We start from the raw sequence: 26,490 nt of genomic DNA on the forward strand, positions 1-26,490 counted from the left end.
CATTGGCGAATTCATTAATCAGATGTTTTTCAACTCTTCTGGTGCATGACCAAAAGGTATAAGCACCAGTTAAACGTGACATTTTCAAGCTGTCTTTACCTTGCATCATGGCAAAAGCTGCATAAATACCATCTTGCAAATAATTAACGACCGCATCAGTAGCTGTAATTTGTGTAGCAATCGGGCTGAAATCCTTATCTTTAGTTAGCTCAATGGCAAAGCCTAAAGGGCCAAACTTATTGATATAAGCAAAGCTTTGATTGTAGGTAAACTCTGATTCTAGAATAACGTTGTAATCAGCAAACTGATCACTGAATAAATCGACCGGAGCAGAAGACACTTTAGTCGCGCCAAACTGACGACCTATACGAATCTCACCTAACTGTCCGCGTAAACCAACCCAAGCCTGACGAGTATCGGTTTTGACTTTACCCTCGTCATCCAAATCAACACCGGCTTCTAAAATATAAGTGCCTTCAATGCCGGTGGAGAGTGGAGTAAAGCCTTTAACACCTAAACGTGATCCCGTCATCCTGACTTTATCCGTACTTTTACCGGTCTCTTTCAAGAAACCATAATTCGCATTTAAAGTACCAAAAATAGTGGTATCCGCCCCGCTGCTTAAGGGCATAGTCAAACCAGTGATAGCTAGTAGGAACTTGATCCGTTTCATTTATCGACTCCTTGCCTATACTTATTTAATCTTAGCTGCTTTCATCAGTCACAATTACTGCCCCTGAATTGAGACCTAAACCAATGAGTCTAATACAAAAAAAGCCACAAATGCGGTAACACTTGTGGCTTTTCGGATAAGCTTGGAGAAAAGATTAACGTTTGGAGAACTGAGTCGCACGACGTGCTTTATGCAAGCCGACTTTCTTCCGTTCAACTTTACGTGCATCCCGAGTCAGGAAGCCATCTTTCTTCAATGAAGGACGTAAACCTTCGTCATATTGTAGTAATGCACGAGCAATACCTAAACGAATCGCACCTGCTTGACCTGTCGTGCCACCACCGGTCACGGTGACATCACAATCAACTTTGTCAGTTAAGCTGATGCTGTTCAGGGGTTGACGAATAACCATGCGCGCGGTTTCACGTGCAAAGTATTGATCAATTGGTTGATTATTGACAGTAATATTGCCACTACCAGTGCGCAAGAAAACACGAGCAGAAGAAGATTTGCGGCGACCAGTGCCGTAATATTGAGTTGCAGCCATCGAATATTACTCCTTGCCCTTGATTTCCAGCACTAATGGCTGTTGAGCCTGATGATTATGTTCTGCACCCGCATAAACTTTCAGTTTACGGTACATAGCACGACCTAATGGATTTTTAGGTAACATACCTTTGATCGCAAGTTCTACTACACGACCCGGAGCACGTTGTTGTAATTTCTCAAACGAGAAAGACTTCATGTTCCCGATATAGCCAGTGTGCTTGTGATACATCTTGTCTTGAGCTTTGTTACCACTCACGGCGACTTTATCCGCATTGATGACAATGATGTAATCCCCTGTATCAACGTGAGGGGTATATTCCGGCTTGTGTTTTCCACGCAAACGCCGGGCTACTTCTGTGGCCAAACGGCCTAACGCCTTACCTTCGGCATCCACGACGTACCAATCGCGTTTGACCTCAGCCGGCTTTGCACTGAATGTTCTCATTCCAAACTCCAAAGAGTATGTAGTAATTATCTGAAAAAATAGACCGCACATTGTATGGTAAGAAAGGCGCGGAGACAAGGAGTTATCGCTTTAGCAGGCAAAAAAAAACGCGACCCTAAGAGCCGCGCAATTACCACCAAAGGAGGATGTATGAAGCGTAAGATTGCTATGCAATATACAGAATATTATAATAAACTAATATTTATAAAGGCAAGGTAATTACCTATTCTTTGGCAGGCTGTACCCACACAGAGATAGGTACAGCTAACAAGCGCTTTAAGAAATAGCGCCCATGGGCTTAGAGCTTAAAACTTGTACACTAGGTTTTAATAGAGTAGTTGGCACGGATAGTTTTTTAGGTGCTAAAGCTTTGCTTACCTCTCCATATAACCAACTGTGCTCCCAAGTATTTGGCTCTGCCTGCCAATAAGCTTTTTGCAAACTGATCGTTTGACACCATTGTGCAGGCAAATACTGATACAACTTCCCTACTCTAAAACCAATCAGTTTCACTAAAGTTTGTAAAGCTGCTAGCCAGAGCAGACGTTTTCGACGCTCACTCAAATAACTAATCAAAGAGCGCACATACACCCAAGCCTCTTTGTCCGGCTTACCAATACCACGTAGTAAAGTAGCTTCGCTGGCATGAAATACCCCAATATCAAAATAACGCCGGAAGATTTGCAACAACGAATATTGGTGTGAATGACGCACCGCGCTTTCTGCGGCATAGACGACTGTCCAACCAGCTAATAACAGCCGCGCTGACACATAGCTATCTTCACTAACAATAATATGTTCTGGAAAACCACCAATACTGCGCAAAGCATTAGCACGGTAAGCTGCATATACATCTGAAGAAAAGGCGGCACGGAAGCCCACCTGTTCCAAGTCCGCTTTACTTCGTACTGCTGAGGTTTCTGGATAAGTATAGCTACGTGCATGTTTTTCAATTAAAGAAGCTTGTGAATGTGGAATATGACGACCGTAGGCCATTCCTACTTTTGCATCGGTCAACTGAGCTAACAGTAATTCTAAGGAATCCGGCTCATCTAAAACCGCATCTTGGGTTAGGAATACCAAATACTCTGCACCATGACACAACTCAGCCGCCAATTGCCGCGTGCCACCATGATTAAACGTCGCTGCAGCAATCGAGTAAACCTCTAAACCGGCCGCTAAAGCTTGCTGAACAGTTTGATCGCTAGACGAGGAATCAATCACTAGATAACGACCCGCTTGGATCGTTTGGCGTTGAACCCCTTCAATCCATTGCTCCCATAATTCACCCGCATTGCGAGTTAGTACAATGACTGCCACATCAGGACGGCTTATTCTTTTTATCATCTTGTCAAATCCTGCTTAACTTAAGCGAACAATAACAAAGCTAAGTTCGCCAAAATCCCCTGTTTAAATAAGCGGTGCTGTACAATCTGCCGCCGCCGCTCCCAGCCTGTTAAATATTGCAAACTCGCTAAAGCAGCTACTAAGCGATAATCAGCTTGCGATAGCTGGTCGCCATGCCGCTCCAAAAAAGCCTCAGCTTGCCGACTCCACGCATTTACTCGTACTGCAATTTCGCTTGAAGGCAGCGCTGGTAAATCAGCTCCAATCTGATTATTTCCATGTTGGCGATAAAACAATAAAGGCTGGGGCAAAGCATAAATTCGCCCAAACCACGCACAAACTAAAGCCAGCCAACGATCGTGTTGAATCGCTTGTTCTGGCACTGGAAAAGTCTTTTCAGCAGCGACTCGATTAAAAATACTTGCACAGCCTGAAACTATATTTGTCAGCAGATAAGCTTGTTTACGCTGATCCAAATCAAACGAGTGCAGATCCCAAAAGGAGCTTGCAGTTAATTCACGTTGCTCATTTACCACGGCCAAATCGGTATGCACCAGAAGCGGTTTGGCTTCACCGAATTCCGCTTCCAAATTTTGCAAAGCTGCCAGCGAAAACTCAATTTTCTCTGGAAACCAAATATCATCTTGGTCGCAAAACATTAAATAAGGCGCAGTACTCTGCTCTACTAGGCGGCTAAAACTTTGAGCACTGCCTAAATGCTCACCATCAATAATAAACTTACCTAAGTGATAGGGATATTCGCGTTGCCATTCGAGAATAATTTTATTCGTTTGATCTTGTGAACCATCATCACGGATCAATAACTCCCAATCTGCAAAGCTCTGTCGAGTTAAGGATGTTAATAACTCAGCTAGCCAAGCCTCGCCATTCCAAGTTGACAGTAAGATTTGCACTTGAGCCATGACTTAACCTTTACCTAGCCAAACGCGCCACCAACGAAGGGTGCCGCGATTCAAAAGCTGTTGTTTCAGCCTTAAAGCTTGCCAAGTTAGCAAGGCGCTAAAACCTGGACTAAAACACTGCCCACGCCCTGAGGAAAAACGAAAAGCTTGGGCATAAATAAATAAGCGTTGTGGACTAACGATCAAATTCTTGGCTAACTGTGATGACCTCATCTAGCTGCCCCTATTTCCGTACACTATGCAAATAAGCCATCCGAAACGCAAAATTCGGCGCGCTAGTTGGAATACTATCTAACAACGCATAGCGCCAAGCAGACTGTTGAATGCGTTGCCACAAATGCTGTGGATACAAAAAATCCTGCCAATTTAACGCTTTACACCCCAACTCCAGCACATGGTCATGACCAAAGTCTTCGGTATGCACAAGGCGCGTTAAATACTGTGTCTCTTCACGACTCGGATAAACGACTGCACGCTCCAACAAGCCATAGACATAGGGCAATAAATCACTGCTCTTATAATCGGTTAAGCGCTGCACGGCTTGAAAGTGCTGCCAATGCAGCATTACCCCTGCTTGAATAGCGGCTACCATCCGATTACAAGCTACCTCGGCTAAACGATCCGATGCTTGCGGCGACTTCAGAACAGGTTCAATCCCATTAGTGGTTGCTTGATAGGCAATCGTCGTCGCCTCTAAAGCTCGTGCGCCTTGCTCAAAAATCTCTTCAAACTCAGCCGGAATACGTTCACAAGCATTATCACGGCGCGAGTCGTGAATGATGCCTTCACAATAATTTTGCTTACCGAAATCGGTATACATTTTCGGTACAAAGGCAAAGTAATAGCCGTTCACTATCGGAAAATCGGCACGATGGCCAAATGCTTGTTTGAGAAACTTTTGCACCGTACCATTCCACCCAATATCGACTAAGGCTAGATGTTGATGCTGAAAGAAACCTTCTTGCTCTAAATATTTTTCTAGTAAGGCTCGATGTTGAGCACCGATTGGACGAATACAAGCTTGCACTTCTTCATCCGCTAAGAAAGCCAAAAGACGCGGGTCTTGCCAATCCTGAATAGGCTCAGCAAAGTCCTTAAATCCATGCCGGTTTGCTAAAGGCTGCAAGCAGTCTTCTGGTAAACCGTAAACCTTACAAACAGAGCGCAAACCTTGCTGCTTAGGATTATAAAAAGCGACTTGGGCTTGCTCCAGCGTCAAACCATCAGCCGTTGAGGCTGCAGTAATCACACGTCGCGACAGATAAAGATAAGCATCTTCAGGTTTAGGCTCAGCCAAATGCTGATACATCTGCTGAAACAGATAACCATCACGGGCTACAAAAAATACTTTCTTAACCGGTTTACGTTGCAAACGCTCCTGTATACCCAACATAAAGGTACTAAAAGCGGCTCCCAATACATCACGCCCATAACGAAAATAAAAATCATCACTTTCAGTGGTTAAAGCTTGTAAGCGATTTTGTAAAACCGAAAAAAAATAGCGCCCTGACCAAATACTGGCACGGGTTGCCATGCCTACGGCTAAAGTTTGCTGATCAATCCGTTTAAGCTCAGCTTTTTCATAGAACCACACTCCTTGTAAGCCTTGTGCACAGGCCGCTTGGTAATCAGAACTGGGATTATCACCGATATGCACCCAAGTTGATTTTTCTAAACCCTGCTCACGCGCGACCCACGCATACAATCGACCTGAGTATTTACACTGCAAAGCATCAGCCGATACATACACCGCATCAAAGTAATTGTTTAACTCAAATTTATTAAGTAACTCATGTAGATAGTGACCATCCAGATACATATCTGAGAGAGCTAAAACACGCATATTAGTACGCTTAAGCCATTGCAGGAAAGGTATGACTTCAGGTTTTACATATAAAGCTAAACCTTCTAAGTCTAGCTCGGTACGGATAATAAAATTGACTAGTTCCGGATCAGACACACCCAATAAGCGTTCAACCCAAGCGGGTACTAGTTCACTAAAACGACATTCGTAGTCGAAACCGTGTACTACCGCTTGTTGGCGTAAGGCTTGCTCACTTGCTTGCCGTGCGTCCCAAATGGTTTCGACTTTAAAAGTGCTGCCTAGGTACTTAGCTAGTTTGCGGCACACAGAACGCTGTACTTGCTCAGGCGTATCAATGCGTGCCAGCAGAGTATCAAAAATATCCAAAGAAACGGTCTGCACCTGCCAAACTTGTAGCTGTGGCTGCAGCCAAGCTTGCACGGCTGGCCAGTCACGCAAAATAAGCTTTTTATTAAACATCTTAAGCATGACCGACACTCCGTCTTTCCGGAATCAAACGTTTCAACCAGCGCAACGGATTTAGTAAAGCATTCCCCAAACGGAAAGCACGACTATTCACGAGTTCCGCTTGCTGTTCACGGAGCTGAACCAGAGCCAGATCACGCTCCATAATCCACTGCTCATGCTCCTTAAGCCATTGTTGCTGGCTTTGGATCAGTTGATCACGCTCAGTTATCCATTGATCTCGATCTTTCACCCACAGTAAATGCTTAGCCAAGTCTTGTTGGAGACCTTGAATATGCTGGTCACGTTCAGCTAACCACTGATCTCGATCTTTTACCCATTGTTGTTGTTGACTGATGACTTGATCACGCTCTGCTATCCATTGATTACGTTCGTTAATCCAACGATCACGATCATTTACCAAGCGCATTAAAGTCGCTTCTCGCGCCACTAAACGTTGATGCAGAGTACTCATCCATTCCTCACGAGTGTACCGATACAAATCACGTAGTTGAATTTGCAAGCCTGCCAAGCTGCTCGTGGTCAGTTGTCCAGAAAGCGCTGTTAGATTACTAAGGAGCATTTGCATATTCTCCTCAATCGCTGCTAAGGGCTTTTCGCGAATCGTATTATTGGTATGCAGACGATAATGCAACAACGACTCATCCCATAGGCAGCTCAGTTTGAAACCAGCCCGATATAGGCGCAGTACATATTCATAATCATGTACATAACGTAAATCAGCAAAGCCGCCTTGTGCTAAAAAGCAGTCGCGCCGAAAAAAGAAATTCGAGGTAGTAATACAGAAATTACCACGTAGCAAAGTACGTAAGAAATCTTGGTGCTTTTGATAGTCTGCCACCAGACCTTGATACCAAGCCCACCAATCTGGCTCACGCTCCGTTTTAGTGAATGAGTGCGCATCCCATAAATCGACGCCCGTCACTAAAAAATCATAGTGCTGCTGTTCCGCAAATTTATACAGACGCTCCAAGCGCTGGGGATACCAAACATCATCTGAATTGAGGATGGCAATATATTTGCCCTGCGCGAGCGATAAACCTTCGTTCAAGGTGGCATGCGCACCTTGATTGTGCGCATGTTGAAAGCAGCGAACTGCCAAATGCGGATGTTTATTAGCCCAGGCATCGACCAGCTTCCAACTTTGATCGCGGGAAGCATCATCAATAATAATCAATTCCCAAGCGGTAAAGCTTTGTGCTACTACGGAATCGAGTGCTTGTTCAAGCCAAGTGGCGTGATTGTAAGCTGGAATAATAATGCTAATGGCTGGTATATGACCACGCATGCGGCTTTCAACCTCGTTATTATTGTTATATTCGCGTTATCCGCTGATGGAGCGAGTTGCTCTAGTAGCCCATCACTGCAGTGTATTTAGCTTTGGGTTAATCCCTCCTGAACTGGCACGCCTCTGACAAATTGAGCCATCTTGCGTACCAAACGCCAGCTACGTGTTGCATACACTCGAGCCAACTCATCGCTTTTGCTTTGCAATTGCCCCTTGAGCCAAGCCAGTTCAGTTTGTTGATCTCTCATTGCCATTTCTAAACCATAAATGACTTGTTCTTTTTGCTGCAAATTCGCAAACACATGCCCCCAAGTTTGCCAAGAGGCTGCCATAGGTTTGAGCTGGTGCTCCTTAAACAAGTCTGAATACTCAGACTTAGCTAGCAATTTTTGCTGAGGTAAGCTAATCGAAATAATGAATTGATAAGCGACTGCATCAGGCTGATGGAAATACTCTAAAGCGCGTGGAGTGGCTTCGACGCCTACTTGGCGCAAATAGCGAGCAATCACTGAATCTGGCAAATCATGCCAAGTATAATCAACTTCATTGATCACAAAACCACTGCGTTCAATCAACGACTTCAAAGAATTGAGCGTGAAAAACTTTAAGTGGGTATCATCGAGAATACCGGCCTCTTCATAGCGAAAATCACCAGTCAGTAGTTCTAAACGCACGGAAGTATGGGCCACATTCGGTACGGAGAGCAGGATGACGCTTTCATCCATCATGAAAGGCTTTAAGCTTTCCAATAGTTGCTGTGGATAACGCAAATGCTCTAAGACATCAACTAAAGTAATAACATCGAATTTCTCAAATTGCAGCGCATCTAAGCTATGTGGATCGTCCAGATCTTCGGTAAAAACATAATCACAATAGCGCTGGGCTTGCCAAGAGGCTTGCGCATCTTTCTCTACTCCAAAGATACGTGCCTCACATTGTTCTTTCATTAAGCGCGACATCGCTCCGGTTGAGCAGCCTAGCTCTAGGACTTGCGCATAACGCGGAATACGTTGAACAATTTTGCTATGCGAATGATTGTTATCCAGATTAGCTGAGTTGGCTGGAGGATAAGCGGCAACTGTTTGATTCATTTATTGTCTCCGCAACAGAGGAAGAGCTTCCCATAGCCACCATTGTCCAGGTCGCGCCCTGATTCGCGACTCTAATTGTGTGGCCAGCAGGCTCATAAATTCCTCATCATTATAATTATGTGGATCTAGCAATTGTGAAAATTCAGCAACTACTGCCCCGCTCCCACTATCCTGCATATAAAATGGCGCGACTACTGCTTTCGTCTTTTTGGCAATTTTATAAATACCAGTAGGTACACTTATAGTACCGTTGAGAAAAGGAACTGTCACGCTCCCACGTAGAGTTTCGTTATAAGAAACATCAAATAGCAAAGTAATCAAGTGCTTATTGAGTTCTTTATATAAAGGCCTTAAATCCTCACCCTCAACTAAAAACGGCCCAGCTAAGACCCTTTGCAAACGCTGTAACTTCCACAATCGATAACGATATTCGGCTGGATGTAAGCCATGCTGATTAGTTGCACCGCCATCACGAGTAATCGTACCAATCGTTTGCCCTGCTTGACGCATAGCAGGCCCTGCCATCCAAAAACGTCCAAAATGTCCCGTACTTAATAAGACTTTTTGCCCTGAAGCACGTGCAGCTTGCACCACCTCAAAACCAGAAAGTTGGACAATTTCAGGCATTGAGGGTTGATCTAAAAACCAAGTATCTAGTGCTTCTTGCTCAACCATACAGAAATAATCATGCACCCAAGTATCCATTTGCTCGGTACTTGCTTCAGTAAAGACTTGCTGCATTTGTGCACGAATTAGTCCCCGAGTCTGGGCGTGCTTTTGATAGAAATAATTCGATTGCCAAGCTGCTAAGCGATAAGCCGTGCGCCACGGTAAGCGGGCATAGAATGGGAAGGCTTGAGCATAGCGCCAAGAATGTTCGACCGAACGAGTGAATAACATTAGCTAGGCTCCACCTCCCATTGATGCGACATCCAGCTCACCCCAATCCCTTGCGCTTGTGTAGCCTGTTGCACACGAAACGGGCAACAACGCTCACGGGCATCGTAGATATGTAAACCACTGCTATCAATTAGCCAAACTTCTAAACAATACTCACCGGACAATAAAGGCAACTTTTCTAGCACTAAGCGCGCTTTAATACCTCCATCAACTTGTGCTTGTAACGGTACACGATCATGCAAGGTGCTAATACCATAGCATTGAATCTCGTCATTACGCCGAATCACAATTCCGATATGAATATCGCTCAAAGCACAACCTGCGCTATCTGCACTGACCTCCACTACAAAGCGCTGCCACGTATTAAAAATCGGCAATAAGCCTGCTGGTTCTTGAGCACCACGTAAACGCACTTCCAAGAGGCTCGGAAAGTCAGTTGTTACAGTGGTTTTATCGCTACTAGCGACTATAGTTTGTGGCTGCTGGCGCGCTCGCACTGCGTCTTGATAAGCATCAACCACTCTTTGAGAATCACCCAACATTTTGATCTTACCCTGCTCCAACCAGACAGCCTGCTGACACAGCTCACGCACTTGATACAAATTATGTGAGCAGAAGACTAAAGTCGCTCCCTGCTCTAAGGTGCTACGTAGATGATCTAACGATTTCTTCTGAAAATACTGATCACCCACCGCCAAGGCTTCATCCACGATCAAGACTTCTGGCTCGACGACGGCTGCGATGGCAAAAACCAAACGCACTGCCATTCCGCTTGAATAGGTTTTTACAGGCTGGTGGATAAATTCACCTAGCTCAGCAAAAGCTAATACCCTAGGCAATTGCTGTTCGATAGCAGTACTATCTAAACCCCGCAGCGCTAAGCCTAAGCGCGCATTTTCCAGACCGCTGTATTCACTATGCAAACCCGTACCTAACTCTAATAAAGCTGAGCGTCGTCCACGTACCACACAAGCCCCTGAACTAGGATTAAGATTACCTGCTAATAAGCGCAACAAAGTACTTTTGCCCGCGCCATTGTCGCCAATAATGCCTAAAGATCCGCCTTGCTCTAGTTCAAAGCTAATATTTTGCAGGGCGTGAAATAGCTCATGGTGTGGACGACGCGACACCCACTCCCAGAGAGCATCGCGTGGTTTTGCATAACGTCGATAACAAACCCCAGCCTGCTCCATACGAATTGCTACACTCATAACACATATCTCGCACGTGGCATTAGGCTTTGAAAAAGTAAGTAGGCTGCTAACCAACAAGCACTACTTGTTAGCAGCAAAGCACTTAAACGCTCTAAATCAAACTGATTTTGTAATAAGGCTAAACGATAGGCCTCGACTAGATGTGCTAGTGGATTCCAGTGATAAAGGGGGCGCAAACTTTCTGGAATCAGTTCTAAAGGATAAAGAATGGGAGAAATAAAAAGGAGCACCGTTAAAAGCGCCGGAATTAACTGACGCAAATCACGTAGGAATACCCCAAGCACTGCCAAACTATAGGCTGCCGCTAAAGAAAACAGTACGCGAACTAGTAAAAAAGGCAAATAAAATAAAATACCTAGTAACTGTAACTGCTGAGTCAAGCTCAAGGCTAGCAGCAATACGCTTAAACTGACTAACTCCAAAATGACCGAGACGGTGACAGGAATAATCGGTAACACCCAACTAGGCAGAGCCGTATTCAGTAATAAATCACGGCGTTCAGTAATAACCGTAGTAGAACGTGTCATTACCTCAGATAAAGCATTAAAGGCCAATAAACCGGTAAAAACATAGCAAGCGAAATGGCTATTAGAAGTTTGCGCATTGAAGCGGACTTGTAAGACTTCACTGAACACTAAAGTGTAAAGACCTAGCATAAACAGGGGCTGCAACACTAACCAAGCGAAACCTAGCACAGTCCCCTGATAACGCTCGCTCAGATCACGTCGAAATAGTTGATAAATAAGGGTTCCATAACGCTTAAGCTCAGCCTGCCCCACACTAACGCCCTCAAGTTTAAAATTTTTATTGATAAGCGGGTGCGATCTCCGCTTGACTAAACGCTGTATGGAATTGTTCGAGGAGCAATTTCCGTTGCTCTTCTTTATAAGCCTCAGTTAATTCCAGCAGAATTTTATCTTTTACTTCTGCATAAGTTTGCTGCATGACTTCTTGCCGGCCGATGAACTGCATTAAATAAGCTTTACCTTCGAAGACTAACACTTCGCTTAAAGGCTTTTCGGCTGACAAAGTAGCCGCTGCATCGTAAAAAGCCTGCAGTTTCTGCCCTTGATAAAACCAGAAGCTATCCCCCTCAGTGAGTTTTTTGTCGACTGCATCACTTTCAGCCAAAACAACTGCTTTGAAATCTACTTTGCCCTCAGTTACCTGCTGTTTAATGGCTTCCAACTGCTTACGCACACTGACTTCATCACCACCTAGGTTTTTTTCTAACACCCGCACCCGCAAGCGTAAGGGCAGGTAATAATCTGTCGCTTTGCGCGCTTCATAGAGCTCTTTAGCACGCGGCTCAAAATCAGGAGCCTTATCTAAAGATAGTGCCTCTAATAACAAGCGTGATAATTGACCTTTGCGAAATTCCTCAACTTGCTTATCTAAAACTGCAAGTTGCTCCGGTTTTAACTGGGCGCTAGCTTGTTTGGCTAATAAACTTTCACGAATAAATAACTCTTCTAATAAAGCTTGGCGCTGTTTACTATCTAAACTCGCAACTCTCGCGCCACGCGCAATCAGTGAGTCTTCAACTGTTATTTTAGCTAGAGTTAAGTCTTTAGATTTAAGTACCCAATCATCAGAGGCTTGCGTATTGAAAGCTAATACACTTAGCCCAAGGATAAGGAAGCTTGGTTGGAATCGCATCATTTTATTGTTCAACTTTAGCCCCATCAAAATGCGAGAAACTGGTCAGAATTAAACTAACCAGTTTTGAGAACTAACCATCATTTAAAACTGAAAAATCAGCTCTTAGCGGTTAATCTTATGCGGTAAAGCATCACCGAAGCGTGCACCTGCGTTAGCACTTACGTTACCCTCGATAGCAGCAAAACCAGCCAAAGGTACACCCTGATAAATACTACTAGCTGCGGTATAAGCTGTTGCTGTTTTACCGTAGGTTGCAGAACTGACATAACCTTTAGAAATATCGTATTTCGGGAAGGAGATGCTTGCCCAGCCATGTACAAATGAACCGACTGATAAGGTTTGACCGGTTTGGCTAGAGAACACGGTGCGCGTGTCATCATAAGAAGGATCGCTCGTCAGGAAGGTCACGACGTTCACTTCACGCTTCAACTCTGTCTCTCCCTTAGTTTTACCGGGTAAGACTGGTGAAAAACCAAAGTCGGTACTTGTTGTTGCAGTGGCACTAGTTTCTTCACGGTCATACATACCATCAACGAGAATGGATACATCCGTGGCTGCATTATGAATGCCATGCTTCTTCATTGGGAAGGTTAAAACCCAGTCAGTATGACCCTCATAACCATTACTTGGATCAACGAAGTATTCATTCATTACATTAGAAGCTAACAATACGTGAGAAATCGGATAAGGATTTGTACCGCATTGAGGAGTCAGGTCGTCTTTATCATTTAAGCACGTATCAGGTACTGACCCCCAAGTAGTGTTAACTAACTCATTTTCACCATTCGCATCTTTCACAGTAATCGTACTACTGTTGACGTCACCAGAAGCCAAAGAGGGTAGTAAGAAGTTATTAGGATCATCAGACAGATAATGCTGAGCCACTGTACTGTAGTTATCAATCGCTACTGGATCAATAGCATAGGCAACACCTTGAGGAACATTCAATACAGCAGAAGAACCGAATAAACCGCCCGTTGGAGCACTTAAACCAGTCGCCTTTGTACCTACACCTTGTTGAAATAACCCAGTTTTCCATGCATTGTTAACCGCAGTGCAATTGATGGGCACACCATTTTTGTGCAACACACCTGCTTGCACTGTTTTGTCTTCAACCACACCCATTTCGATGACTTCAACATAACCTTCACGAGTATCTGCTGCATCGACACCGGTATAGATTTGATGACCAGTAAATGGAATAGTTACTTCACATTTATCATCTTTACAAGAAGCCAATTGGGGAAGAGTACAAGTACGATCCGTAGTACTAATCGAACCTACTTTATTTTTGTCTTTGTCCTCTACCGCACGTACGCTACCTGTCCATACGTCTTGCGGTGACATATAAATATTGAAGTCGAGGACATCATTACTACGATCCCCTTCACGGAAACGAATCTTGACAGCTTTCGTTTTATCCGTAGAGTTCACTAAGTTAATGTTAGTCACATAACCTTCGTGAGCATTAAAATAAGGGAAAATTAAAACTTGACCAGTGCCGTCTGGATTTACATGAACCGCCTGAGCGCTAGTTACTATGCCTAATGCACCTGCTAAACCAGCGAAGATTCCAAGGGCGAGCTTCTTCTTTTTAAACACTTTCGTGCCTCCCGAGATTTTTTTATATTTGTTACGGAGTACCTTACTACGCGCAGGTTTAAAGCTAATTAGGCTGAGAAACCTGAGAATAACTTATAGATAATTCTAATTTATTCAATCATTTTTTTACATACCGCCAATCTGAAAAATTCCCCTCTTTTGTCCAAGTTTCGTGAATTAAATCGCTGGTTTCCACTGGTTTCGGTAAACCGCGCATCTTCATCGCGACTGTGACCTCCACTTCAGCATTACATTTATCACCTGAAACATCACAGCTCACTTTCTGCACCTGCGCCTTGCTCCACAATCCTACACCTTGAACACTGTTGCGGAAGTGTTCATAAGGCACGGTCTGCTTAAAGGCATCCGTGTAATATTGATATGCCTGCTGCAAATCACCCGCTAGTAATGCATTCCAACGTTGTTGAGCAGCCTGTTTTACAGTAGTTTCGCCGGAAACACAGGCTGTTAGCATCCAGCATAGGGGTAGTACAATTACCCAGTCAAATCTACTCGACATACTCACCTCTTAATTGTTGGATAAAAGTATTGTTATCCATTAAACGCTTCATTCTTTCACGCATTTCATCGCCGGTTTTCACCAAAGCTTCCTGATCTTTAATCGCAGTGGGTGTAATTAACACCAGTAACTCCGTACGCTTACCGCTCTTTGAGCTACCATTAAAAGCGCTACCGATCACCGGCAAATTCTTTAAGACCGGCACTCCGCTATTCCCTTCAGTGTGGTTGTCACGAATCAAGCCGCCTAAAACAATTGTTTCCCCACTTTGCACCGCGATATTGCTTTTAATATTGCGCTTAAGGAAAGTACGTTGCCCAGTTGCAGAATCAATTTCACCCACATCGGTAATATCCTGCTGTACATCCATTTTCACCAAACCATTCGAATTCACATGCGGGGTTACATTAAGCGCCACACCGGTATCCTTATATTGAATAGATTGAATACTACTCACCGTTCCATCAGTAGAAACTGAACCCGTTTTTATTGGTTGCTGATCACCCACACGAATTTCGGCAGTCTGATTATCCAAGACTAACACTGAAGGTGAGGAAATAACTTTGACTTTAGATTCTTTGGCTAAAGCATGAATAAAGCCTTTAATACCATTAGAACCACCTGCTAAAGTAAAAGAAAAACCACTTGGTGTTACATTTGCCCCAAATTTACCGACCCCTAGCTCACCGAAGGTATTGCCATTTTGCGTGAGATACCATTGTAAACCATTGGACATTTCATCACTTAAAGTCACTTCCATAATCGAAGCTTCTACCTGAACCTGCATTGGCATAATATCGATGCGCTTTAAGGCCTCTTGAATCTGCTTATACATGGCCTCGCTCGATAAAATCATCAGTGAATTATTGGTTTTATCAGCAACAATTTTTACATCAGCATCAGGATCAATACTGACACCAGTATTACCACCACCTAACATAGTTTTTAAGGCTGCATTCGCTGGTGAGCCTGCCGAATCTCCATTACCACCAACAGTTGCTGACTCTAAGCCGGGTGCTAAACTAGAGGGTATAGAAGCCGCCCCCATTTTTTTACTCCCACCGCTTTTCCCTGAAAAAATTTGTGTAAGCATTTCTGCCAAATGCTCAGCATTACCATTTTGAACGTGATAGACAAAAAGCTGCTGACCATCCACAGGCCCCGTTTGGTCGAAACGATCTACCCAAGTTTTCATTTCTTTTAAATAATCAGGGCTAGCAGAAATAATCATCAGGCTATTCATGTGCTCAATCGGCATAATTTTCACCATACCTGCCATTGGGCTATTACCACTCTCACCAAAGAGGGCATCAAGGTTTTTCGCTACCACTTGAGCTTCGACATTTTTAATCCGATAAATCCCTACTGACATACCTTGCAGCACATCGACGTCAAAAGTTTTGACAGTAGCCATTAAGTTTTGTAATTCAGAACTCGTGCCTGCAAGCACTAATAAATTTCGATTAGTATCGACACGCACAAAAGCATCAGGACTCGCAATGGGTTCCAAAATCTTTTGCATTTCAGCAACCGGGATATAGCGCAAAGGTACTACTTGAATAGTATAACCGGGCTTAATTTTGCCAGTTGAAGGCATAAAACCACGTCCTTTTAAATTCGCCCGCGCCGCAATGCGATAATCACCATTATCATCTTTATACAGTACTGCACCTTGGGTTTGCAGCAATGACTCCAAAGTCGGAATTAAACTTTCGCGGGGAATAGGCTCACTAGAATTAATCGTGACCTCACCTTCAACCCCCGGCTCAACAATATAAGTCTGTTTGAGAATATCGCCTAAAACAACACTAACTACTTCGCGAATACTCGCCCGCTCGAAGTTAAGTGCCACGCCTTCACCTTTTCCAGCACGGCCTGAAACATTATTTGGGCGCTCGACATCAGTTCGATAATACTGATGATTCCCTAGCACCAACTCCATATCATTAGCGCTATCATTAGTGCTGCTCCTAGCCTTAGAAATCACAGTTGAATTAGAGGCATCTAGCATCGCATTACTAGTACCCGAACTGGCGAAACGTTCAACGCTACCACTTGCTCTTTTCAATTTCTTGGCAGGTTTAAGAATCGGATGCTCAAGATTTAGGTTTTTTCCATCCAGCTCTTTGACGGCGGCACTGCGCTGAAAAGGATTATTATCGACATTATTACGAAAGCCGGGACCGTCTTTGATTGAAACACATGCCGACAGCAGTACAGAAATACTGGCCAGCCCTACTAATGCAGTCCTGTTAATCACAAACAAACCCCATTTTTTTATTATTATTATTTAGCTAATATCAGTTTATCTTTTCGATTTAGTCAATGTAACCACAGTTCGTCGGATTTAACGATTCGTTGTGATCGGTGCAACAGCTCCCGGACTAGCTTGTTGCCCACCTGCACCGTCAGCGGCAGTATTAGCACCCCAACGTGAAGCCATTAAACGTTGCCGAGCCTCTAAGGCTTCCTTCAAAGACATAACCGGTGGCGGATTTTGCGCTACTGCCGCTTGAGCTTGCTCAGCAGTGGCAGGTTCTAAATTGGGCGGAATCGCTAAACTCTCAGGCGCAGTCGCAGCCTGTTGGGCTTGCTGCTGACGAGCTGCAGCCATTTGCTGCTTCTGCTCTTCCTTTTTCCGCAACTGTGCTAACTGTTGATTCTCCGCTGGTGGAGCAAAATCTGCGATTAATTTCACCTCTTGTTTTTGCTCACCAGCAACTAAACTTATCTTTTTTGTATCAATCGACTCTAAAGTCCAGCCCTCCCACTGCTCACCAATGTGTAAAGATAGATTTTTTTCCTCTGTACGAATCAATGCATATTTATTCGCACCCACATTTACAATTCCGACTAGACGCCCAGTTGGAGCTTGTGCAGGTGGTGGCGGTACTTCAGGGGCTATGGTCGGAGGTGGAGTTGGCGTAGCCACTTCCACGACTGGTATAGCACGACTTGGCCAAAATAAAGGCGCTTGTACCATCCGGCTATAGGTCATCACCGCTGGTTCAGTAAGCATTAGAGATTCAGGAATTTGTACACTGACACGCGCTGAGCGACTATGATCTTCGTCCACTAAACGTAATTGCATCAAATGCCAAGCCGCTAAACCTAAACAGACTGAGCTACTTAGCCAAAAGATGAGTTGGATAGGTGGACTGAATAAACGCTTCATGCTTTCGATCCTCCCCGCCAATAAGTGGAAATTTTTACCGTCACGCGGACTAACTGCTCTTTAGGATCAGCCCCTTCTAAAGGCTTTACTTCAACGCCATCTACAAAAATCAGGGGGCGTGAAGCATAAGCCGCATGTAATACCTCGCGCAGCAACTCGGTTTTACCTTGGAAAACCACTTGCACTGTCACACGCTGATACTCACTGGTCTGTTGCTCTTCGGAGGCTGCTGGCTGTTGAATTTCATCGACGACTTCAGAGCTGAATAAAGTACCATTCTGGCGGGCTACCACGGCAGCGACTTGGTTTTGTAATTCCTTACCAACTTGCGCAGCCGTCATTCCTTGCGGATAAAACAACTTATCAATTCCCTGCTGACTAATCCGCGCGTATTCTGCATTCAATTCTGGCGCTGCCATGGCAACTTGGCGCATTTTTTCTAAGCGTTTATAGCCACTTTCGATCTGTTCACTTAAATCTTGGGATTTAAGCCAAGCGGGGATCACTCCAAAAAAGATGATTGCAAGCAGCAGTAATAACAGTAACAGCCAAGCAATCAGCGGCTGACTACGGGCTGGAATCAGCATTTCACTCATGAGTAGCCTCCACAGTCGCTTGTAGATGGAATTTATCCTTGCCCGTATTTGGATTGCGCGTCACCGGCGATTTGAAACTGACGGCTTCGAAATAAGGCGAAACCTCCAAAGTATCAATCAAACTTAAAGCTTGTTCTGATTCGCCACGAATTTGCACTTGATTACCATTAATTTCTAGACGCTCCACCCAAGTGTGTGGAGGAATTTCAGTCGATAAGTGCTCTACCACATCCAACATGACGGGCGCAGTTTTACGCTTTTCACCAATGAAAGTCAGAGCTTCTTCAGCAACTAACAATTTATCGCGTACTTCAATTTGTGCTGCGGCTTTTTGCTGTAAGCTCGCAATCGCTTCATCAATCTGCCCTAAGCGCCGATCTTTATACCAGATAGGAGCTGCTAAACTCGCTATCAAAGCCATGATGAATAAATAGAAAGGTATCAAAGAAGCGGGAGCAGGAGGTGTTGCACTACTGGTCAAGCCTTTAGTCAACTGCGTTGGGCTAGCCATCGCTGAAATCACCTGAATCTCTGGCACGCCTAGACCACGTAATTTTGCTAAATACTGCTCAACATGTGTTTTAGGTGAAATGTAAATATCGGCAACCACCCGCTTATTCGCTTTATCATGCTTAGCCACTTTAGCATCGAAATAAGCATTCTCGAGGGTGAAAGGCGTAATCCGATCTAGCTGATACCCCACCACTTGTTTAATATTGTCTTGCACACCTTCTGGAAAGGTATGTTGTAAATGAAGAGCCTGTTTCTCATCTAATTCGAGCTTTAATTGATAAGTACGACTGCGTGCTGCTTTTTTAGCAATCCGTGGAAAATCAAAGGCGCTATCTAAAATAAACTCACCACATTCACGACGCTTCCCATCTTGTTGCCAGCTTAGGGCTAAACGCTCGTTTACCATATAGAGAGTTAGGCTGGGTTGACTAGCACGGAATAAGCCACGCAATGCACTGGGCAAACCTCGATAGAGATTATCGCCCCACCAGCCTATAAATTGCTTAAGCTTGTCGATGATCATTTTAATAATTATTATTTATAAGCCCTAGATTATTTTTGATGATACAAAAATTCTAAGCAATTGTCGATGACTGACAGATGACTATCCCACTCTAGCTTAGCAGTTTACAAAAACTAGCGAGTGGAGTAGGATTCTGCCCCTGCTGGAGAGGTGTCCGAGTGGTTGAAGGAGCACGCCTGGAAAGTGTGTATAGGTTAATAGCTTATCGCGGGTTCGAATCCCGCTCTCTCCGCCAAATTTAACACCCTAAAAACCCCGCCCTTGCGGGGTTTTTTGTTTATGAATGAGTAAGTTTGTCTATAGAAAAACCGCTAACCATCGAGTTAAACTGTATAGTAGACATAGACCGATTGAAAATACCCTCATTCACTTTTAAGCGCACAAACGATAGATTATGACCGATACGCCGCGAAAAACTTTAACTCTCAAACGTAAGCCTGCACCTGAACCAACCAGCTCTGAAGCGAGCCTAAGCTCAGGTGCTAATCACCAGCCAGAATCAGTTGCCCGCGAGACTCGTTTACTAGGCAAACGCGTTATTATTCGCCGCGAAGAAGCCAAATCCTCTCAGCCTCTTCCCAATAACAAAGGCAAAGGGCAGCCGGGAAAAAATAAGCAGTCATTCAATAAAAATAAAGATACTAAACCCAACAAGCCCAACGAGTCCTCTCCTTCTGAAATTCAAGCTAAAGCGATGGATCGTTTTTTAGCAGACCACTGCGAAGTTTGGCTCACGTATAAGCCTTTAGCTTTAGGCGTGGAAACAGATCTATATCATTTAATGGATCAAAACCAGCCACCTGCTTCTAAACGAGTGGTGCAACGTTTACTGCGTATGCATTGTAATCATGGTAAATATTTACAAGCTGTACTCGATAATCAACATCGCTATAACTTAGCCGGTGAAGCTTTGGGTGAGATTAGTGACGCAGAACGTGAGCATGCAACGCGCACCTTAAAAGAACAAGAAGAGAAGAAAGCACGTCAATCATTGGTTTGATGGTATTGCTAAGGAATTAACTAGAGGGTTCGACTAGATAATTTTTGCGGATACTAAAAAGAAAAAAGGCTGTATTTTACAATACAACCTTTTGAATAAGTGGCTCCCCGAACTGGACTTGAACCAGTGACCCAATGATTAACAGTCATTTGCTCTACCGACTGAGCTATCGGGGAACTGCTGAGGCGCATATTCTTACAAAGAAGAGGGCGAGGCGTCAAGCACTTTTTTCGCTGCTTGTTTAAACACATTTAAGCTTGCCTCAGGACGATGCATCTGCTCACTCAAATGCCGCCGCCACTGTCTTGCCCCCGGTAGACCTTGAAACAAACCTAAAATATGCCGACCAATATGGCTAACTCGTACCCCTTGAGCCTGTTGTTGTTGGATATAAACTAGTAACTGCTCTAAAACCGCATAACGATCTAAGGGACTAGCAGACACTCCATAAATCGCACTATCCACTGCAGCTAAGATCCACGGATTGTGATACACCTCACGCCCGAGCATCACCCCATCGACTGACTGCAAATGGGTTTGGCAAGCCTCAATCGAAGTAATCCCACCGTTAATAATAATTTCTAACTGCGGAAATGCTTGCTTTAGTTGGTAAACCAAGTCATAGCGCAAGGGAGGAATTTCACGATTCTCTTTCGGGCTAAGGCCTTTTAGCCAAGCCTTGCGCGCATGAATAATAAAAGTCTGACAACCTGCCTCTGCAACCGTGCTCACAAAGTTATGCAGTCCCTCATAATCTGCTTGATCATCAATCCCAATGCGATTTTTAACCGTAACTGGAATAGAAACTTTAGCTTGCATGGCCGCTACACAATCGGCGATTAGTTGTGGCTCGGCCATTAAGCACGCACCGAAGGCTCCTTTCTGCACACGCTCACTGGGGCAACCGACATTAATATTCACTTCGTCATAGCCAAAATCCGCCGCTAGTACCGCGCATTGCGCCATTTCCTTGGGTTCACTACCTCCAAGCTGTAAAGCCACTGGATGCTCTGCTTGATTAAAGCTTAAATAGCGCTCGGTTTGCCCCTGTAAGAGCGCACCTGTAGTCACCATTTCTGTATATAAAACAGCATGCTTGGTGAGTAAGCGATGAAAATAGCGGCAATGCGTATCGGTCCAATCCAGCATGGGCGCGACTGAGAACAATCTTTTCATTTATAAACAACAGCTTATCAAAAAATCAATAATAAAAAATCAGGCAGCAGTAATTTTTTGTACCTTTATTTCTTTTGTATTGTAGGAATACTTTCCCAGTCAAGAACAATGCTCCTCTCGGCATTTCCAATACTTTGATGCCAAGCTCAGATAGAGCCGCTTCTACCTCTGCGATTTTGTCGAATCCAATCGAGATTTCGGTGTTGAAAATCGCGGCTGTCACCGCGACCGTCATTGACACTCGTTATGCTTTTTTGAAAAAACTAAATTTTTTGGAATATAAAGAATACAATTTTTTATCTCTACTTGAGATTTTAATAAATTCTTACTTCAAGGCTTTTACCTAATGAAGCTGCAATCTTTTCGAGGGTTGATAGCTTCATGTCTTCTGCATGATTTTCAATTCTAGAAATAGCGGATTTTTTTGTTTTTAGACGCGTAGCTAACTCATCTTGAGTTATCCCAGCTGCTTCTCTAGCTTCTTTTAACAAAAGACCTATTTTAAAAGTTTGGTAGCCTTTATCAAAATTTAGAGAAAAATCTTTATCTAATTTTTTTCTCTCTTCTATGTATTTTTTTAAATCGCTCATGATCACTTCCTCTCAAGATAGTCTTGCTTTCTGTGTGCTGCGAGCAAAATCTCAGTTTTTGGTGTTTTTTGAGTCTTCTTTTAGAGGCCATTAGTTAAAACTATAAAGCTACCCTCATCGAAAAAGCCTAAAAATCTGAAAATGTTATTGCTCTGCTGAACTCGAATCTCCCATATGTCAGAGGCATGATGGTGAATGCTCGAAGTAACCTCTTTATCTTCTTGAATTTTTAGAAGGAACGTGGACATTTTTATGTGCATAACGTCTAACATGATGGGCGCGGCGGGGAGTAAGTTGTTAAAAGTCGCGGGCTGTCACCGCGTCCGTCGTCGATGTCATCGTTAGAATTATCATTTTGATTATTATTGTCCAAAACAGCCCTGACTTTCAGATTATCTTCAATGTCTTTTAGCCACCAATTATATGTATCTTGATTTTCAAAATCAGCAGGAAAATGATAAAACTTTTCTTCTGTGAGATAATAATCTCCTTTTTTTGCTTGAGTCCAAGTATCGGCGTCTGCTTCAAGAATGGATATATAAGGTTCTTCGTTATTAATTAATAAAGCTTTTATAAGTTTTTCTACATTGTGTTTGCCGCCACCAGTTGAGTAAAAATTCATCACATCTCCATATTGGAAACTTTTCTCAAAGCCGTTGACTTTTTTAATTAAAAAGAGAAATGACCAATATTTATATGGTTCAAAATTATGGCTTTCTTTTCTTGGAGGACATAAAATGACTGGACGATAACCATCTTTGATAAAATCAATTAATCTGAAGTGTTCTTCTTTAAATATTGATCCTGTTCCTCGTTCTATATATTCTTTCTCAATGGAGAAGAAATCTCTCATTTTTTCAATTGCCTGGAGAGGAATTTCTTTTTTCCCTGATTCGCAATTTTCTATCTCGCTTGGAGACAAAAACTCATAAAATCGAGACATCTCTATTAAGCTAAAATTTAAATGATGCTCTCTTATTTTTTTATGGCGTTGACCAATTATAATGATGTAAGGTTTAGTATCATTATATATAAATGATAGCTCATCGTTGCTTTTGTCTAATGCCCATTTATTTAGTTTGTATAAGTGCTTAAATTTTTCATGCCATCCCCATTTGTGGAATTGTGCAAACGCTCCAACCACTCCGGCAATAGTGGCAATAAATGTTATTAGTGTTAATAGGTATTCCATTGTTTGGTGTAGGGTTAAGTGTTCTAACGTCTGAGTTGACGGGCGCGGCTGGGAGTAGTCAAAACGGAGTCGCGGGCTGTCACCGCGTCCGTCGTCGAACGAATCGTTATGCCTTTATGGGATATTATTTTAACACCTTGAATGCTGGGGTTATCTTTAGCTTATTGGCTGCTTTGCAAAACTCTGTATCAAAAGTATGAAGCAAATTGTCCCCACAAATGCACAGGTGCATGGCATCGGCGAAGTCTGCCCCCAATTTGTACCAATCTAAGGCGTGTCCAACCTCTGCGGCATTCTCTATGATAACGTTTTCAGTTATCAAGGCATTATCAAAAAATGACGCAATGTCACCACGGGATTTTTTATAAACTGAACGAAGCACCCATTCCGTTTCCAGCAGCACCGTCCTTGAAATGAAAACCTCATTATTATTAATAAGTTGTTCAGCAATGTCTGCTTGGTACTGGTCATCGTTGACCGCAAGGCGTACCAATAAATTAGTATCAAAAGCGATCATCGGTGTACTCGACAGGTTTGCACAGTGCTTCAGTTGGGACAGGTGTACCTGTGTGTTGTAAAAATCCCCGTAGTGATTTTGCTGGTAGTTTGCGCTGTTGTGGGGCTTTGGTTTGTAGCATGACCCCATATTCTGTTGTCACTAACACTAACTCCACGCCGATGCCCCAATGCAAGGAATCCCGTACCTCTTTGGGTATGACAATTTGTCCTTTGCTGGACAGTCTAACTGTAGCTGCCATCATAGCCAACACCTCAAGTAAGACAATTAGTAAGACTACTAATTATGGTATGGTTGATGCCGGATAGCAAGCATGGGACTAAATTTGTGTCATTTATCACCGTGACAGAAATTGAGCAGATATTTTCTTGTTGACTTTGATGTATTGAAGTATTTTTTTAAATTTTATGTAAATAATCTTGATCTTCTTTAATTTAAAAAAGGAGTCAGTCATTTTTATGTGCATAACGATTAAGCTAACGGGCGGCCAAAAGCGTAGCTTTTGGACGTCCGGCGAACGAAGTGAGCAGCGTTGAGCGCATTGTTAGGCGACTCAATCTTCATTTGGTGTTGACCCCATAAAAGTAATGGCGCTCCGAAAATTGTCGATGACACGCTGTTGCTCCATAGGGTCAGTACACCAAGCTGAAAACGAGGCGCGCTTATAAAAGAGTACATGCTTCCCGCGCCTTATACCCGCTTCAACACTAATAACTATTGTATGACCACTTTCGCTGTACTCTGCTGTAAACCTGCCTGTTCGTTGAACGGCAAAGCCACTGTCACTTTTCACGCCTTGATTATTAAGCCAGCGAAAGCTTGCCATGAGTTGCCTAACGTTTGAGCTCAGGCCGCGGCCCGTCAGGGCCGTCGCGCCTGCAGCGAATGGTTAGGTTGCCACATCACATGTGTACGGGATGTAGCCAGAGACTACCAAAGGCGATACCCACACTGAACGCATTTGCGAGCACAAGCCACCAGAACGTTCTTCGCGTAAATGGCAGGCCAAAAGCTCGTTTCAAAACAAAACTTTCCAGCGCGGCATTGATGAGGCACGCCATAGCAAAGGTGGCGGCCCAGGTAACTGGGTTGAATGTACCGACATTCAGCAGGTGATAGAACGCCAATCCCGGGAACACCTCCCACGCAACGCCTGCGAGAGGGATGAGTAGCACCCCAAGTACGGCGGAGGCTGCGTTCGCCGAAACATCTGCGATTAGTGCTTTCCGTGGCGTGATCGCGAATACATACCTGATGAAGAGGTATTCGACGACAAGAACCAGACCAATTGCCCACCACGAGAATAGTCTCGTCTCAAGGTACAGCGCGGGCCAGACAACATCGGCACGCGCGGCAGACGACAGCAGCAGTGCTGAAATTGCGAGAAGGAGTTTGCACCGAATATTCATGGCAACCTAACGTTTGAGCTCAGGCCGCGGCCCGTCAGGGCCGTCGCGCCTGCAGCGAAGGGTTATACGCCGACACTCAATCATTTCCATATTCTTGTTCGAACTCACGCTCGCGATCATCGAATACGACGAACTCTGACGGCAAATCCGTAGCCTGCAGCTCTTGGCGCCCCTTTAAGTGTAGATTGCACACTTCACATAGGAACTCCTCAGACCCAAACGTCTTCTCCACGCGCTCAATCCATGGATCTAGGCCATCGGTATCCTCTGACACCTCTTCGTGCCACAGCACGCCGCCAATGATTCCTTTGGCACCACAGCATGGGCATCTTGCGAGATCAAATCCCTCCATGGAGCCATCAAATTCACGCCAGCGCCGATATGCCAGGCGGGATTCATTGACAGCGATGAACTCCGAACGCTCTTTTGGGTTCTTGTGGGCGTTGAGAAAATCCTCTTGTAAGTGACCAATTCGCGTTCGTACGGCCATCATTATAGCCTGCTCGGAGTCGTTGATAAGTTGGGTTGGAGCTGCCGCCTCATCAGCACCCAGCCACTCGGATAGGTCCTTTCTCTGTACCTCAAGAAATCTTTGCGCGGCGTACCAGTACTTGGCTTCCCATGCGTCAGCGCTCATCCCAGCGAATGGCGATTCCCCCGAATGGATCTCTGAGTTTCTTCGAAGTGATAGCTGCTCACAAAACTTCTGAACACGATGATCAATCTTCGGAGATATGTGACCTAGCCGCTGGTATAGGGTCTTTGCAGTAATGGTTTTCACATCAGGAGAAATCGGAACCCCACATGCTGCAAAAAGAGACTCGGAATGAGTTGGATCAGCAACTAGGGCCGGATGCACTCCGGCAAGCGATGCCTTGGCAAGCAACTCCAGCGCCATGGCCGCCCACAGCTGGTACTCCTCAAGGTCGCCATGGGTTTTCGCCCTAAGCGCCCTAGATGCGTATACCTTTGACTTTGTGTAAAGCGCCTCGGGATGAAGCGCAGGACTAATATTTTGCGTCATGCAACTAGTACCCTCACCAAGGTTCTGTCCTTTTCAACCCGCGGCCCTTGGCCACGACCATGCAGTACTTTCCAGTTATCTAAGATCAGGACGTCTCCTTCGCTCCAGGTTATAGACGTTACGTAGTCTTTTAACCTCTGCTCCGACAGTGCGCTCGCTAATAGACGGTTTCCTTCACCGATCTCAGTCATGCACCCGGGATCATATCTAATGAATTCACGGTATTATGTAGCAAGCGCACAAGGCTTGGAATCAATTGGTTAGATTTTAT

General features: G+C 44.3%; 30 protein-coding genes and 2 tRNA genes. 2 read left to right on the forward strand and 30 right to left on the reverse strand.

What is annotated here, in order from left to right; all coding sequences use genetic code 11:
• From Q0307_RS13435 to Q0307_RS13525, 19 genes are all read right to left on the reverse strand, one after another.
• Nucleotides 1-673 (reverse strand): porin (locus Q0307_RS13435; RefSeq protein WP_298661304.1); only part of this gene is annotated, 673 nt, incomplete at its 3' end.
• Nucleotides 674-827: 154 nt separating this feature from the next.
• Entirely contained in the window at nucleotides 828-1,220 is a 393-nt protein-coding gene (gene rpsI, locus Q0307_RS13440; protein ID WP_078922519.1) for a 30S ribosomal protein S9, read from the reverse strand.
• A gap of 6 nt (nucleotides 1,221-1,226) precedes the next feature.
• The gene (gene rplM, locus Q0307_RS13445) at nucleotides 1,227-1,667 is read right to left on the reverse strand and encodes a 50S ribosomal protein L13 (protein ID WP_078922520.1); all 441 of its coding nucleotides are present in this window, start codon (nucleotides 1,665-1,667) and stop codon (nucleotides 1,227-1,229) included.
• A gap of 276 nt (nucleotides 1,668-1,943) precedes the next feature.
• Nucleotides 1,944-3,014 carry a glycosyltransferase gene (locus Q0307_RS13450; protein WP_298661305.1) on the reverse strand — a complete coding sequence of 357 codons (1,071 nt, stop codon included), beginning with the start codon at nucleotides 3,012-3,014 and terminating at the stop codon, nucleotides 1,944-1,946.
• Nucleotides 3,015-3,034: 20 nt separating this feature from the next.
• The gene (locus Q0307_RS13455; protein WP_298661306.1) at nucleotides 3,035-3,937 is read right to left on the reverse strand and encodes a glycosyltransferase family 2 protein; all 903 of its coding nucleotides are present in this window, start codon (nucleotides 3,935-3,937) and stop codon (nucleotides 3,035-3,037) included.
• A gap of 3 nt (nucleotides 3,938-3,940) precedes the next feature.
• A complete protein-coding gene (locus Q0307_RS13460; RefSeq protein WP_298661307.1) occupies nucleotides 3,941-4,150 on the reverse strand; it encodes a hypothetical protein in 210 nt (69 codons plus the stop codon).
• A gap of 10 nt (nucleotides 4,151-4,160) precedes the next feature.
• Nucleotides 4,161-6,230, reverse strand: coding sequence for an HAD family hydrolase (locus Q0307_RS13465; protein ID WP_298661308.1), 2,070 nt, complete (start codon nucleotides 6,228-6,230; stop codon nucleotides 4,161-4,163).
• Nucleotides 6,223-7,515 carry a glycosyltransferase gene (locus tag Q0307_RS13470; RefSeq protein WP_298661309.1) on the reverse strand — a complete coding sequence of 431 codons (1,293 nt, stop codon included), beginning with the start codon at nucleotides 7,513-7,515 and terminating at the stop codon, nucleotides 6,223-6,225. The genes Q0307_RS13465 and Q0307_RS13470 overlap by 8 nt, the downstream gene beginning before the upstream one ends.
• A gap of 86 nt (nucleotides 7,516-7,601) precedes the next feature.
• Nucleotides 7,602-8,606 carry a class I SAM-dependent methyltransferase gene (locus Q0307_RS13475; protein ID WP_298661310.1) on the reverse strand — a complete coding sequence of 335 codons (1,005 nt, stop codon included), beginning with the start codon at nucleotides 8,604-8,606 and terminating at the stop codon, nucleotides 7,602-7,604.
• On the reverse strand, nucleotides 8,607-9,506 hold the full coding sequence (locus tag Q0307_RS13480) for a lysophospholipid acyltransferase family protein (protein ID WP_298661311.1): 900 nt from the start codon (nucleotides 9,504-9,506) through the stop codon (nucleotides 8,607-8,609).
• Nucleotides 9,506-10,717, reverse strand: coding sequence for an ABC transporter ATP-binding protein (locus tag Q0307_RS13485; RefSeq protein ID WP_298661312.1), 1,212 nt, complete (start codon nucleotides 10,715-10,717; stop codon nucleotides 9,506-9,508). Before Q0307_RS13485 ends, Q0307_RS13480 begins: the two co-directional genes overlap by 1 nt.
• On the reverse strand, nucleotides 10,714-11,499 hold the full coding sequence (locus tag Q0307_RS13490) for an ABC transporter permease (RefSeq protein WP_298661313.1): 786 nt from the start codon (nucleotides 11,497-11,499) through the stop codon (nucleotides 10,714-10,716). The genes Q0307_RS13485 and Q0307_RS13490 overlap by 4 nt, the downstream gene beginning before the upstream one ends.
• 25 nt (nucleotides 11,500-11,524) lie before the next feature.
• Nucleotides 11,525-12,382, reverse strand: a complete 858-nt coding sequence (locus Q0307_RS13495) for a peptidylprolyl isomerase (protein WP_298661314.1) — start codon at nucleotides 12,380-12,382, stop codon at nucleotides 11,525-11,527.
• 102 nt (nucleotides 12,383-12,484) lie between these two features.
• The gene (locus Q0307_RS13500) at nucleotides 12,485-13,984 is read right to left on the reverse strand and encodes a hypothetical protein (RefSeq protein WP_298661316.1); all 1,500 of its coding nucleotides are present in this window, start codon (nucleotides 13,982-13,984) and stop codon (nucleotides 12,485-12,487) included.
• Between the two features lie 118 nt (nucleotides 13,985-14,102).
• Nucleotides 14,103-14,504: a hypothetical protein gene (locus Q0307_RS13505; RefSeq protein WP_298661317.1), complete on the reverse strand. Its 402-nt coding sequence runs from the start codon at nucleotides 14,502-14,504 to the stop codon at nucleotides 14,103-14,105.
• On the reverse strand, nucleotides 14,494-16,764 hold the full coding sequence (gspD, locus tag Q0307_RS13510) for a type II secretion system secretin GspD (protein WP_298661318.1): 2,271 nt from the start codon (nucleotides 16,762-16,764) through the stop codon (nucleotides 14,494-14,496). Before gspD ends, Q0307_RS13505 begins: the two co-directional genes overlap by 11 nt.
• 87 nt (nucleotides 16,765-16,851) lie before the next feature.
• The gene (locus tag Q0307_RS13515; RefSeq protein ID WP_298661319.1) at nucleotides 16,852-17,679 is read right to left on the reverse strand and encodes a hypothetical protein; all 828 of its coding nucleotides are present in this window, start codon (nucleotides 17,677-17,679) and stop codon (nucleotides 16,852-16,854) included.
• Nucleotides 17,676-18,275 (reverse strand): type II secretion system protein GspM, encoded by a 600-nt coding sequence (gene gspM, locus Q0307_RS13520; RefSeq protein ID WP_298661320.1) that lies wholly within the window; start codon nucleotides 18,273-18,275, stop codon nucleotides 17,676-17,678. The genes Q0307_RS13515 and gspM overlap by 4 nt, the downstream gene beginning before the upstream one ends.
• A complete protein-coding gene (locus tag Q0307_RS13525; protein WP_298661321.1) occupies nucleotides 18,268-19,311 on the reverse strand; it encodes a PilN domain-containing protein in 1,044 nt (347 codons plus the stop codon). The genes gspM and Q0307_RS13525 overlap by 8 nt, the downstream gene beginning before the upstream one ends.
• A 144-nt stretch (nucleotides 19,312-19,455) precedes the next feature.
• Here Q0307_RS13525 and Q0307_RS13530 point away from each other — a divergent pair.
• Together Q0307_RS13530 and Q0307_RS13535 are read left to right on the forward strand one after the other, a co-directional pair.
• Nucleotides 19,456-19,546, forward strand: a tRNA-Ser gene (locus Q0307_RS13530).
• A gap of 159 nt (nucleotides 19,547-19,705) precedes the next feature.
• Nucleotides 19,706-20,311, forward strand: coding sequence for a ProQ/FinO family protein (locus Q0307_RS13535; protein ID WP_298661322.1), 606 nt, complete (start codon nucleotides 19,706-19,708; stop codon nucleotides 20,309-20,311).
• A gap of 100 nt (nucleotides 20,312-20,411) precedes the next feature.
• On the opposite strand, the gene Q0307_RS13540 is transcribed toward Q0307_RS13535, so the two are convergent.
• The 11 genes from Q0307_RS13540 to Q0307_RS19085 all read right to left on the reverse strand — a co-directional run bounded on the left by Q0307_RS13540 (nucleotide 20,412) and on the right by Q0307_RS19085 (nucleotide 26,410).
• A tRNA-Asn gene (locus Q0307_RS13540) sits at nucleotides 20,412-20,487 on the reverse strand.
• A 19-nt stretch (nucleotides 20,488-20,506) separates the two neighbouring features.
• Nucleotides 20,507-21,487 (reverse strand): tRNA dihydrouridine(20/20a) synthase DusA, encoded by a 981-nt coding sequence (gene dusA, locus Q0307_RS13545; protein WP_298661323.1) that lies wholly within the window; start codon nucleotides 21,485-21,487, stop codon nucleotides 20,507-20,509.
• A 314-nt stretch (nucleotides 21,488-21,801) separates the two neighbouring features.
• Entirely contained in the window at nucleotides 21,802-22,077 is a 276-nt protein-coding gene (locus Q0307_RS13550) for a helix-turn-helix transcriptional regulator (RefSeq protein ID WP_298661324.1), read from the reverse strand.
• Between the two features lie 80 nt (nucleotides 22,078-22,157).
• Nucleotides 22,158-22,349: a type II toxin-antitoxin system RelE/ParE family toxin gene (locus tag Q0307_RS19080; RefSeq protein ID WP_366936780.1), complete on the reverse strand. Its 192-nt coding sequence runs from the start codon at nucleotides 22,347-22,349 to the stop codon at nucleotides 22,158-22,160.
• On the reverse strand, nucleotides 22,343-23,269 hold the full coding sequence (locus Q0307_RS13555; protein WP_298661325.1) for a hypothetical protein: 927 nt from the start codon (nucleotides 23,267-23,269) through the stop codon (nucleotides 22,343-22,345). The genes Q0307_RS19080 and Q0307_RS13555 overlap by 7 nt, the downstream gene beginning before the upstream one ends.
• 124 nt (nucleotides 23,270-23,393) lie before the next feature.
• Nucleotides 23,394-23,786: a type II toxin-antitoxin system VapC family toxin gene (locus Q0307_RS13560; RefSeq protein WP_298661327.1), complete on the reverse strand. Its 393-nt coding sequence runs from the start codon at nucleotides 23,784-23,786 to the stop codon at nucleotides 23,394-23,396.
• Nucleotides 23,773-24,030: an AbrB/MazE/SpoVT family DNA-binding domain-containing protein gene (locus tag Q0307_RS13565; RefSeq protein ID WP_298661328.1), complete on the reverse strand. Its 258-nt coding sequence runs from the start codon at nucleotides 24,028-24,030 to the stop codon at nucleotides 23,773-23,775. The genes Q0307_RS13560 and Q0307_RS13565 overlap by 14 nt, the downstream gene beginning before the upstream one ends.
• Nucleotides 24,031-24,339: 309 nt before the next feature.
• Complete coding sequence (locus Q0307_RS13570; RefSeq protein ID WP_298661329.1) at nucleotides 24,340-24,612, reverse strand: hypothetical protein; 273 nt, start codon at nucleotides 24,610-24,612, stop codon at nucleotides 24,340-24,342.
• Between the two features lie 76 nt (nucleotides 24,613-24,688).
• Nucleotides 24,689-25,195, reverse strand: a complete 507-nt coding sequence (locus Q0307_RS13575; RefSeq protein ID WP_298661330.1) for a hypothetical protein — start codon at nucleotides 25,193-25,195, stop codon at nucleotides 24,689-24,691.
• A gap of 76 nt (nucleotides 25,196-25,271) precedes the next feature.
• Nucleotides 25,272-26,219 (reverse strand): hypothetical protein, encoded by a 948-nt coding sequence (locus Q0307_RS13580; RefSeq protein WP_298661331.1) that lies wholly within the window; start codon nucleotides 26,217-26,219, stop codon nucleotides 25,272-25,274.
• A complete protein-coding gene (locus Q0307_RS19085) occupies nucleotides 26,216-26,410 on the reverse strand; it encodes a TauD/TfdA family dioxygenase (protein ID WP_366936781.1) in 195 nt (64 codons plus the stop codon). Before Q0307_RS19085 ends, Q0307_RS13580 begins: the two co-directional genes overlap by 4 nt.
• Nucleotides 26,411-26,490 lie beyond the last annotated feature (80 nt).

Origin of the sequence: uncultured Thiothrix sp. (genome assembly GCF_937873765.1) — a bacterium.
GTDB lineage: Bacteria > Pseudomonadota > Gammaproteobacteria > Thiotrichales > Thiotrichaceae > Thiolinea.

Coding starts and splice junctions, on each gene's coding strand:
- Q0307_RS19080 (WP_366936780.1), bottom strand. CDS start 22,349: ATGTTAGACGTTATGCACATAAAAATGTCCACGTTCCTTCTAAAAATT.
- Q0307_RS13475 (WP_298661310.1), bottom strand. CDS start 8,606: ATGAATCAAACAGTTGCCGCTTATCCTCCAGCCAACTCAGCTAATCTG.
- gspM (WP_298661320.1), bottom strand. CDS start 18,275: ATGAGTGAAATGCTGATTCCAGCCCGTAGTCAGCCGCTGATTGCTTGG.
- Q0307_RS19085 (WP_366936781.1), bottom strand. CDS start 26,410: ATGACTGAGATCGGTGAAGGAAACCGTCTATTAGCGAGCGCACTGTCG.
- Q0307_RS13560 (WP_298661327.1), bottom strand. CDS start 23,786: ATGATCGCTTTTGATACTAATTTATTGGTACGCCTTGCGGTCAACGAT.
- Q0307_RS13460 (WP_298661307.1), bottom strand. CDS start 4,150: ATGAGGTCATCACAGTTAGCCAAGAATTTGATCGTTAGTCCACAACGC.
- rplM (WP_078922520.1), bottom strand. CDS start 1,667: ATGAGAACATTCAGTGCAAAGCCGGCTGAGGTCAAACGCGATTGGTAC.
- Q0307_RS13570 (WP_298661329.1), bottom strand. CDS start 24,612: ATGGCAAGCTTTCGCTGGCTTAATAATCAAGGCGTGAAAAGTGACAGT.
- Q0307_RS13580 (WP_298661331.1), bottom strand. CDS start 26,219: ATGACGCAAAATATTAGTCCTGCGCTTCATCCCGAGGCGCTTTACACA.
- Q0307_RS13525 (WP_298661321.1), bottom strand. CDS start 19,311: ATGATCATCGACAAGCTTAAGCAATTTATAGGCTGGTGGGGCGATAAT.
- Q0307_RS13555 (WP_298661325.1), bottom strand. CDS start 23,269: ATGGAATACCTATTAACACTAATAACATTTATTGCCACTATTGCCGGA.
- Q0307_RS13465 (WP_298661308.1), bottom strand. CDS start 6,230: ATGCTTAAGATGTTTAATAAAAAGCTTATTTTGCGTGACTGGCCAGCC.
- Q0307_RS13505 (WP_298661317.1), bottom strand. CDS start 14,504: ATGTCGAGTAGATTTGACTGGGTAATTGTACTACCCCTATGCTGGATG.
- Q0307_RS13495 (WP_298661314.1), bottom strand. CDS start 12,382: ATGATGCGATTCCAACCAAGCTTCCTTATCCTTGGGCTAAGTGTATTA.
- Q0307_RS13485 (WP_298661312.1), bottom strand. CDS start 10,717: ATGAGTGTAGCAATTCGTATGGAGCAGGCTGGGGTTTGTTATCGACGT.
- Q0307_RS13550 (WP_298661324.1), bottom strand. CDS start 22,077: ATGAGCGATTTAAAAAAATACATAGAAGAGAGAAAAAAATTAGATAAA.
- Q0307_RS13535 (WP_298661322.1), top strand. CDS start 19,706: ATGACCGATACGCCGCGAAAAACTTTAACTCTCAAACGTAAGCCTGCA.
- dusA (WP_298661323.1), bottom strand. CDS start 21,487: ATGAAAAGATTGTTCTCAGTCGCGCCCATGCTGGATTGGACCGATACG.
- Q0307_RS13480 (WP_298661311.1), bottom strand. CDS start 9,506: ATGTTATTCACTCGTTCGGTCGAACATTCTTGGCGCTATGCTCAAGCC.
- Q0307_RS13450 (WP_298661305.1), bottom strand. CDS start 3,014: ATGATAAAAAGAATAAGCCGTCCTGATGTGGCAGTCATTGTACTAACT.
- Q0307_RS13575 (WP_298661330.1), bottom strand. CDS start 25,195: ATGAATATTCGGTGCAAACTCCTTCTCGCAATTTCAGCACTGCTGCTG.
- Q0307_RS13455 (WP_298661306.1), bottom strand. CDS start 3,937: ATGGCTCAAGTGCAAATCTTACTGTCAACTTGGAATGGCGAGGCTTGG.
- Q0307_RS13515 (WP_298661319.1), bottom strand. CDS start 17,679: ATGAAGCGTTTATTCAGTCCACCTATCCAACTCATCTTTTGGCTAAGT.
- Q0307_RS13470 (WP_298661309.1), bottom strand. CDS start 7,515: ATGCGTGGTCATATACCAGCCATTAGCATTATTATTCCAGCTTACAAT.
- Q0307_RS13565 (WP_298661328.1), bottom strand. CDS start 24,030: ATGATGGCAGCTACAGTTAGACTGTCCAGCAAAGGACAAATTGTCATA.
- rpsI (WP_078922519.1), bottom strand. CDS start 1,220: ATGGCTGCAACTCAATATTACGGCACTGGTCGCCGCAAATCTTCTTCT.